Origin of the sequence: Phenylobacterium sp., from assembly GCF_036495085.1 — a bacterium.
Classification (GTDB): domain Bacteria; phylum Pseudomonadota; class Alphaproteobacteria; order Caulobacterales; family Caulobacteraceae; genus Phenylobacterium.
Window position 1 is genome coordinate 1 of the sequence record NZ_DASXNL010000119.1, and the last position, 8847, is coordinate 8847.

The 8847-nt window shown below is 64.2% G+C and carries 8 protein-coding genes; 4 read left to right on the forward strand and 4 right to left on the reverse strand.

What is annotated here, in order from left to right; translation table 11 throughout:
• Nucleotides 1–515 (reverse strand): hypothetical protein (locus VGI62_RS13850; RefSeq protein ID WP_331505085.1); only part of this gene is annotated, 515 nt, incomplete at its 3' end.
• A 45-nt stretch (nt 516–560) separates the two neighbouring features.
• Entirely contained in the window at nt 561–1454 is an 894-nt protein-coding gene (locus VGI62_RS13855; protein ID WP_331505086.1) for a hypothetical protein, read from the reverse strand.
• A gap of 292 nt (nt 1455–1746) precedes the next feature.
• On the opposite strand from VGI62_RS13855, the gene VGI62_RS13860 reads away from it, so the two are divergent.
• Nucleotides 1747–3474 carry an O-antigen ligase family protein gene (locus VGI62_RS13860; protein WP_331505087.1) on the forward strand — a complete coding sequence of 576 codons (1728 nt, stop codon included), beginning with the start codon at nt 1747–1749 and terminating at the stop codon, nt 3472–3474.
• A gap of 14 nt (nt 3475–3488) precedes the next feature.
• Here the strand turns inward: VGI62_RS13860 and VGI62_RS13865 are convergent, their stop codons facing one another.
• Both VGI62_RS13865 and VGI62_RS13870 read right to left on the reverse strand, forming a co-directional pair.
• Entirely contained in the window at nt 3489–4415 is a 927-nt protein-coding gene (locus VGI62_RS13865) for a glycosyltransferase family 2 protein (RefSeq protein ID WP_331505089.1), read from the reverse strand.
• A 2-nt stretch (nt 4416–4417) separates the two neighbouring features.
• Nucleotides 4418–5308 (reverse strand): glycosyltransferase, encoded by an 891-nt coding sequence (locus VGI62_RS13870; protein WP_331505090.1) that lies wholly within the window; start codon nt 5306–5308, stop codon nt 4418–4420.
• Between the two features lie 379 nt (nt 5309–5687).
• On the opposite strand from VGI62_RS13870, the gene VGI62_RS13875 reads away from it, so the two are divergent.
• The 3 genes from VGI62_RS13875 (at nt 5688) to VGI62_RS13885 (ending at nt 8487) form a co-directional block, all read left to right on the forward strand.
• Nucleotides 5688–7067 carry an ATP-binding protein gene (locus VGI62_RS13875; protein WP_331505091.1) on the forward strand — a complete coding sequence of 460 codons (1380 nt, stop codon included), beginning with the start codon at nt 5688–5690 and terminating at the stop codon, nt 7065–7067.
• A gap of 139 nt (nt 7068–7206) precedes the next feature.
• Nucleotides 7207–7413 carry a hypothetical protein gene (locus tag VGI62_RS13880; RefSeq protein ID WP_331505092.1) on the forward strand — a complete coding sequence of 69 codons (207 nt, stop codon included), beginning with the start codon at nt 7207–7209 and terminating at the stop codon, nt 7411–7413.
• On the forward strand, nt 7414–8487 hold the full coding sequence (locus VGI62_RS13885; RefSeq protein ID WP_331505093.1) for an acyltransferase: 1074 nt from the start codon (nt 7414–7416) through the stop codon (nt 8485–8487). It begins immediately after the preceding gene.
• The last annotated feature ends 360 nt before the right edge of the window (nt 8488–8847 follow it).

Below are 8847 nucleotides of genomic sequence, written 5' to 3' on the forward strand. Positions count from 1 at the left end.
AGGAGTGTGAGATCCTCCAGGCCGCTCTGTCCGCGGTCATAGGCCACCTGGGCGCCAACCTGGCATCGGCCGAACGTGGCGTTGCCGGCCGCCGACAGGTCGATGTGTTCACGCGAAAGGATCGTGTTGTTCTGATAGAAATCGTAGCCCGCGAAAGCTCTCAGTGCGACGCCCTCACGCGAGTTGGGTGAGGAGTAGTTGACGTTGATGCTGGGCGTATAGATTACGTCTTCTTGCTTCAGGCCCCGGATCGCAGCCGCCAGGTCATTTCCCCGCGCGGTGTTGCTGTCGAAGAGGGTCTGAAACTGGAGACCAACCGAGAGCGGGTGGCCGCCGGGCGTGAACGGCCCGCCGATCGATTGGGCTCTTGCCGCCATCGGCGCGACCGCGGTCAGGACGAGGGTCGCAACGCCGGCGAAGGCGTAGCCCCGTCGCTGGCGCCGGACGGTCTCCCGACGACGGAGCGCCGCATCGGTTTCAGCACAATCCAATGTCATGCAGTCGTTGGCTGCCATATCACCCCCAAGTGACGCTTAGACGCGTTCCTATCCGTTCTTTAGTCAGCCGGTTTTGCCGGCGGGCGCCGCCGGCGCGGCTGGAGCAGGCTTGCCCGCTGCGGGAGCCGGCGGCGGTGCGTAAGCCTTGTTGTAAACGACCTTGGCCTTAGGATTGGAAACCACGCCCGCAAATTGCCGACGAACCGCTTCCTGGGCCCGCTGGGCCTTGATGTATTGGGTCGCATGCTTGACCGCGACGTCATTGGGCAGCGGCACGACCTGCGTCTCGGCGATCTTGTTCGCGACCAGCATGTTGTTCCCCGGGATCACGAACACTTCGCCAGGCGGCATCTTGGCGATCTGGTCCATAAGCGCCGGCTCGATGCTCAGGGAATCGATGGTCGACCTGCCGCCGACCGTGCGGATGTTGTGAGCGGCCAGCGCCTTGGCGATTTCCTCAAGCGAGTTCAGCGGCCTGAGTTCTTCGAGGATCTTCGGGTCGCTGATCGGCGGGATCCGCAACTGATCGACCGTGAACACCTTGTGGTTGGCGTAGAAATCCGGATGAGCCGTTATGAATTGCTGCACTTCTTCCGGGGCGGGCTGAGGCACCGCCTTGACGAGGTTGTTCTGCCAGGCCTGGACGAGCAGGCCCTCCTCCATCCGCTGCTTTTGCACCGCGAAGTCCGGGGATTTCGCGACGCCGGCGTCCGTCGCCGCTTTGGCCAACAGCTTGCGCGCGACGATGTTCTGCAGCGCCTTCTGCTCGGCGAGTTTGCGGGTCTTGGCGTCGGGCGCGTTGAAGCCTGCCAGCTCGGCCTGGACCTCCTGCACCGTGACCTCTTCACCCCCAACCCGCGCGGCGACCTGACCGGTCGGCGCCTTGCCGCTCCCGCCACAGGCGCCGAGAGGGAGGCAAACGGCTAGCGCAAGGAACGCCACGCTCAGTGTTCTCATTTTGGATGGCCCCGAGGTTTTTTCGATGTCCCGCACCGGCGGGAAGCAATTTTCGTGCCCCTCCCCCGACGCAGGCCAGACTACAGGCTTGGGCGGCAAAAGACATCACTTGTCTGAGGTGAGGCTTCGCCGCGCAGGGCGAGCGTTGCTGGCAGAAACGGTGGAAAGCGGCCATGTCGAGCGTGCAAGTTTGGGACGAATCACATCCTCGCCGATTTGATCAACGTCCGTTAAGGCCTCAGTCGTCTATCAAGGACCCCGGCCGGGACCGTACGAACGTCAAGGACAGCCGTTGAAACCGAGCACTTGGAAGGTCCGACTGCAACCCTCCGCCTGGTGGCAGGCGGCGCGGCCTCTTCTTCCGGACCCTCGGGCCGCAGCCGGCCTGTGGCGCGACTGGCGGGCGCGCAAGCGCCCGATCGTGCTCGAGCCTTACGTCGACCTGCACAACCGCTGGCGCATCGCGGCCGTAATCCTGACCCCCCTGGGGGTCGGCCTGTTCTGCCTCGTCTACGGCTTCTTTTTCGCCCTCACGGCGCCCTACCTGATCGTCCCCCTAGCCGTTCCGGTCGCGATCCTGGGGCTCTTGGCGATCTGGGCGCTGCCCGAGCACCACGCCGTACCGACACGCTCTATGGAGCTCGCCTATTCGGCTCTGCTGATCGGTTTGATCCTGTGGCCCAACTATCTTGCTCTGACGCTGCCCGGCCTGCCCTGGATCACCATGGCGCGGCTGGCCGGGTTTCCGATGGCGTTCTTCCTGCTGGTCAGCCTGTCGATCTCGCCTGCATTCCGAAGCGACATCCTTGATACGTCCAAAGCCACACCCATGGCGTTTCGGCTTTTCCTGCTCTTCGCGGCCAACTCTTTCATATCGTTGCCGTTTTCACACCATATAGCCGACTCTCTGAACAAGGTTTTCATCCAGCAATTGAACTGGACCGGGGTATTCCTGGTCAGCCTCTACATCTTCAGGAAGCCCGGCAGGTCGGACCGGTATCTCTTCCTCATGCTGGCGCTGGCGATCGTCACCATCGTGCTGGCGTTCATGGAATCGGAACAGCAGCAGGTTCTCTGGAACGGGCACGTACCCAGCTTCCTGCGCGTGGAGGACCCCTCGGCCGAGCGAGCGCTGGCCGGCGCAACGCGCGGCGCGACCGGGCAATATCGCGCCAAGACGACGTTCTCCACCGCGCTGGGGCTGGCGGAGTTCGTGGCGCTTATGACGCCCTTCGCCCTGCACTGGGCGGTAGGCCGCTACAACATCGCCATTCGCATCCTTGGGTTGGCGCTCATTCCGACGCTCTACTTCGTCGTCCGCATGACGGACGCCCGACTGGGCGTGGTGGGTTACCTCGTTTCCCTGCTTGTCTACCTGCTGTTCTGGAGCCTCGTGCGCTGGCGCCGGCGGATGGGCGACCTCATGACCGCGGCTATCGTCTACGCATACCCGACGGTGTTTCTGGCGGCCGTCGCCGCGACGATGTTCGTGCACAAGATCCACGTGCTGGTGTTTGGCGGGGGCGCGCAGGCGGCCAGCAACCAGGCTCGGAGCGACCAGTTTCGGATGGCGATACCTGCCCTTCTGAAGAATCCCCTTGGTTACGGCGCAGGAGAATCTGGAGACGCGATGGGTTACGGGGCCGGGGCCTTCATCGCCATCGACAGCTACTGGATCGCCCTGGCCCTGGACTACGGCATCATCGGCCTGGCGCTCTACGTGGCGATGTTCGCCCTGGTGATTGGAGCGGCGGTGACCATGATCCTGCGTGGAACACCATCTGACGATCGCGAAATCGGCCTGCTCGTGCCGCTGGCGACCTGCCTATCGGCGTTCCTGGTGATCCGCGGCGTCTTCGCGCAAGCGGAAATCCACCCGTTCATTTTCATGGTGCTGGGCATGCTGATCGCCCTGATCGGGCGAGCGCAGGCGGCCGAAGCCGCTCATGCTCCAGCCGTCCCGGCGCCACAGGAGAAGGCCCGCCGCCCCGTCGCCGGGCGTCGGCGTCCAAGGGAGTAGGCCTCTCGACCGCGCTAGCCGGCGATCCATCGCGGCGCGCCGCGGCTATTGGCGAGACCCGCGGCCCAACCCTCGATCGCGTAGGCCAACTGCCGCCAGGCTCGCCGTTTTCCGAACCGCACCAGCAGGATCCCCAAGGCCGTCAGGATCGTCACCGGAAAGAGCGCGGGGTAGCAGTCGCGACTAAGCAGGAGCCGGTTACGCTCGCCGAGATAGACCGATAGCCGCGAGCGGCCGCGGAAGTTTAGCGCGTTGCCGGTGCTCGTGCCCTGTTCGTGGACGACCACGCCCTGGGGCGCGAAGCCGAAGCGCATGCCGCGCTTGAGCCCGCGCAGGCACCACTCGACTTCTTCGCAGTAGAGGAAATAGTCCTCGCGCATGGGGCCGGTCGCTTCGAGGAAGCGGCGGCCTATCAGCATCGAAGCGCCGTTCAGGAAGTTCTGCCGGCTCTCGACTTTTTTCGGATCGACCGAGGCGGCGATATCGTCGCCATGGCCCAACGACACCGCGCGGGCCAACCAGCGCTGCCAGCGGCCGCCATACGCTTGCACAAGGCCGTTCGGTAGTTGGATGGCCCCGCCCACGGCTTCACAGTCGCCATGGGACAGACGCTCGACCAGGGCCGAGAGCGCAACCGGATCGGGGCGGGTGTCGGGGTTCAGGACCCACCAGGCGTCGGCGTCCGGCGTCCGGCGCATGCAGGCGTTCACTCCACCCGCGTAACCAAGGTTGGCGCCTGCGTCGAAGAGTTGCACAGGCTGGCCCGAAGGCAGGACGGTGGGCGCTCTCGCCTCAAGCGCCGCGAAAGCGGCGGCCCCGCCGTTTTCACAGATCACGACCTCGAAGTCGCGATGGCGCGCCGCAGCCAGGGCCTCGAGGCAACTGAGGACGTCATCGGGGTTGCGGAAACCCACAATGGCGATGGCGACGTGGAGCGACATGCTCAAGTCGCTGAAAAAAGAAGGCGAAGGGAATCACCGAAGCGCCAGAAGCGGAGTCGGAACAGCACGCCGATAGCCCCCAGCCGCTGGCCGATCGAGCTCAGTTCAGGACTGGCGACGACCTTGAGGGTGTGGACGACGGCCGACGCCGGGAGCAGCAGGGTCCGGGCGAACCACCGCAATCGCCGGGCTGAGGCGCCTGCGGAAAGGCCCCAGGTCTCGGCATTGATACGTTTCCATTTAGCGACGAGGTCGGACCAGGAGCGACGCGCCGGGTGGCCGACGATCGCGCGGGCGGCATAGCCGAGCGAGAACCCAGCCGCCTGTGCTCGACGCGACCATTCGACATCCTCGGAAAGGCCGGTCTTGAAGCCGCCCACCTGGTCGAACAGCGCGCGGGGGCAGAAGAGATTGCCCGCTCCCGTAAACCCCTTGCGTTCGATGTAGGTCTTGAAGTCGAAGGCGAAAACCCGCTCGAACGCCTCCACCGGCGTGACCCGGTCCGGTTCGGCCACGAGCACCCTTACTCTGCCTCCGACAAAGTCGAAGGATTCAAGAGCCTTCACGCCCTCCTCAATCCAGAAAGGCTCCGCAACGCAATCGGAATCGATAAAGGCCAGCACCTCGCCAGTTGACGCTCCGACGCCGCCGTTCCGGGCAGGGCCGGCGCCTTTCAGCTGGACTACAACGAGATGCGCCCGCCCGGCGATCACCTCGCTGACTGCGGCGGGGCCCTCCGGCGAGGCGTTGTCCGCCACGATCACCTCGAACCGGTCGCGCGGATAGCTCTGCTGCTCCAGCTTTGAAAGGCAAAGGGCTAAGCCGTTCAGGTCGCGATAGTGGGGCACGATCACACTCACCCTGGGAGTGCTGGCAAACCGCACGGCCGTCATAAGAGGAGAGCTCGCTTTCTGGTAAGACCGACTTTAGCGCGCCGATTCAGAGTTTCGCCAGCGCCATGCAAGGGGCGGTATCAGCAATGACACTGGCAAGTTCATGTTTCTGGTGCGCTTTTAAAATCTGGAGTTCGCACCACCTGCAATCCAATCCATCGGGTAGATTAGGCGCTCGACCTTGCCTTGACCCTACTCTTCGAAAAAGTTTATCGGCGGCGTAAAAGTGGCGAGCCAATACGTCGCTTGGCGCGTTCGTCACGGGACGCGGTATATCATCTGGTTCGCCATTTATCGGCCTCAGCCATGAAGCAGTAAGCTTTCTATGGCGTAAGCTTGACGGTGTACCGCCGCGCCGCGGCTACAATGGAGATACGACGTGGCATTGCCAAATCTCTTCCGCTCGTCGAACAAGCGGAAAGCACGGCCTGCGCCTCCCGAACCCGCTCAGAAGATGCGGCTCGCGCTGCCGGACATGTTCCAGCAGGCAGCGAACCCGAGCCAGGCCTCGGACTTGCCCCGCTTCTCCGCCAGCGCCGCCGACCAGCCGCACCGGCGCGACGATCGTTTCGGCGCCGCGCGGATGAAGCTTCGCAATGCCTACACGCCCTCCCAGCCGGTGTTCGATCGCCGGATGTTCGCCGGCCGCCTCAATGTCCTGAAGGCCGCCATTCGCTCGATCGAGGACCAGCGGCTGCACCTGGTGATCTATGGCGAGCGCGGCATCGGCAAGACCTCTCTTCTGCACATGCTCACTGCAGCCGCCCGCGAGGCGCGCTACATCGTCGTCTATTCGTCCTGCGGCGCCGCATCGAACTTCGATGAGACCTTCCGGGCTGTCGCCGCCGACATCCCCTTGCTGTTCCACAGCGACTACTCGCCGACCACCGAAGAGGCGGAGACCGGCACGTCGCTGGCCAGCCTGCTGCCGACCCGCAAGGTTCTGCCCCGCCAGTTCGGCGACCTCTGCACCAAGCTGACCGGCACGCGCGTGCTGATCGTACTGGATGAGTTCGACCGTGCGGAATCGCTCGAGTTCCGCCGTGACCTCGCCGAACTGATCAAGATCCTCTCCGACCGCTCGGTGCGGGTGCAGCTGGTGATCGCCGGCGTCGCCGCGGACCTTGCCGAACTGGTCGAGCACATCCCATCCGTGCGCCGAAACATCCTGGCGATTCCGGTTCCGCTGATGAGCGCCGAGGAGATCGGCGAACTGGTGACCAATGGCGAACGCACCGCCGGTATAACCATCACGCCCACGGCCCGCGACCACGTCGTGGCCATTTCCGTGGGCTCCCCCTACATCGCGAGCCTCCTGTGCCACCACGCAGCGCTCGACGCGATCGACGACCAACGGCTGGACGTCATGCCGGCGGACGTGGCCTCTGCCCTGGAACAGGCCCTGGGCGAGCTCGCCACGCGCATCTCCAAGACCACCATGGGACAGGTCAAACGGCTGGTGAATGAAAGCGGCACCGAGCTCCTGAGCCTGATCGCGTCAGCCTCCCTCGCCGGCAGCGGGGAATTCGACTCGGCGCTGCTCGACGCCAAGGCCGGCACGCCCACCAGGGCGGCGCGCTGCAAGAGCATCGTGGCCGAACTGGCCGCGCAGCAGATCCTCATCCATGAGCGTGATGACGGATTCGGCAAGCGCTACGCCTTTATCGAGGACGCGGTGCCGACCTATCTTTGGTTCCTTGCCGCCAGGCAGACCTTCAGGGAGGACGACGTCGCTCCCCAGCGGGTGAGAGTTCGCTAGTCCAGTCTCGCCGGCGGGCTTCCCTCGCTCGATAAAGGAAGTAACGCCGCGCTGAGTCGGCGATGCATCTGAGTCATGCCGTGCGATGCGAGACCGCGCTCGGCGCCTCTGACGCCTGCGGCTCGGCGAGGGGACCTCCTTGGCGCGCCGCAGCAAGCGAGGCATAGAGATCAGCATGCACGCTGCATTGAAGACCGCAACAGACCGACTCGGGTTGACGCCGAAGATCGTGACGACCGATGCCGACGTCGCTTTCAATGTGAGTGAAAAGCCGGCGTCGATCTCCGTTTTGAAGCTGACGCCCGAGCGCCGGTACGTTGGGTTCTTCAGCGGCGGCATCTGTTAGTTGGCTTCGCGTCAGTACGAGACACTGAACGGGATGCGCGGTCTTGCGGCCGTCGCTGTGCTTGTGTTGCACAGCGCCCCGGTCGTCTTTGCGGCCGATATACTTCCGTCGGCTTATCGTGCGGTTGACCTGTTTTTTGTTTTGAGCGGGTTCGTCATCGCGACCGCCTATGAACCCAGGTTCGCCCGCGGGCTGACGGTTTCGCAGTTCTTCACGACCCGGCTCATCCGACTTTATCCGCTCTTTTTTCTCGGCTCGCTGGTTGGGCTTGGGGGCCTCCTGGCCACAATTGTCGTCCATCACGCGGAGATATCGTTGGTTGGCGCCGGTAAGGCGGCTGCGCTCAATCTGCTGATGTTGCCTTCCTGGTTCACTGCCGCCGAGGTCCAGCCCCTCTTTCCGCTCAACGGCCCAGCCTGGTCCCTCTTCTGGGAAATGGTGGTGAACTTCGTCTACGTCATCGCTTGGCCCATACTGACGACGCGCCGACTTATCGGCCTGACGGCGATATCAGCGGCTGCTCTCGCGACTTGGAGCATTCTGCACGGAAAGGCAGACGGCGGCGTCTACTGGGAAGGTGCTGCGTCGGGCGGCCTAAGGGCGGCCTTCGGGTTCTCGCTCGGGGTCCTGTTCCAGCGCGCTCGGGGCTTCGCCGCACGCCGCGAGGGTCCGGTGTCGTATCTCTTGTTGGCCCTACTGATCCCCATCTTTGCAACCCCACTTGCATGGCAGGCCTGGTCAGATCCGCTCTGTGTTTTCCTACTGATCCCCGCGCTCGTCTGGGCTGGAATATCCGTTGAGCCTCCGCCTCGCGCCAGGAGCACCTTTGCGATGATGGGGGCAGTCTCCTACGCTCTCTACGCGCTGCACTTTCCCGTTCTGCAATGGGTCGCAAGAGTGCTGAAGCTGTTGCCGCCCCACGCTCTTACCCCGTGGATAGGGTTCGCTTTCCTGCCGTTGGTCGTACTCGGCGCTTGGGCGGCTGACCGTTGGTTTGACGCCCCGGTCAGGGCATGGATTTCTGGCCGGTTGGCGCGGCAACCTTTGCCGGCCCAGGCCGCGAAGTTGAAGTAGACAAGCGGCGCTCTTCCCATCGTCCAAGGACCCGCTGCAGCCCTCGTGGCTCGCGCATTTTGGCGATCATGCTAGAGGTCGTCGCGCGGACAGACAGCGCCTGCATAGGTCGACATTAATGCCCCCCCGGCGACGGCCCCCCTTACGGAGGCTCCGGCTTCCTATGTGAGGATCGACTGAGGGTCCTGAACGCACCGCTTCCAAGGCCGGCAGCTCCGAGCGCCCCATAGTCCCGGCGCGGCCCTGAAAAAGGCCCCCAGACCCTTCGGGCTCTGGGGACCCCTGATCCGATGTCCGATTGGTGGTTAGAGCGCCACCCAGTCGCTGGCCGAGTAGGAGTGCTGTGAAATCCAGGTGTTC

Excerpts from the sequence above, each read along its gene's own strand:
- VGI62_RS13855 (WP_331505086.1), bottom strand. The coding sequence starts at position 1,454 with ATGAGAACACTGAGCGTGGCGTTCCTTGCGCTAGCCGTTTGCCTCCCT.
- VGI62_RS13865 (WP_331505089.1), bottom strand. The coding sequence starts at position 4,415 with ATGTCGCTCCACGTCGCCATCGCCATTGTGGGTTTCCGCAACCCCGAT.
- VGI62_RS13870 (WP_331505090.1), bottom strand. The coding sequence starts at position 5,308 with ATGACGGCCGTGCGGTTTGCCAGCACTCCCAGGGTGAGTGTGATCGTG.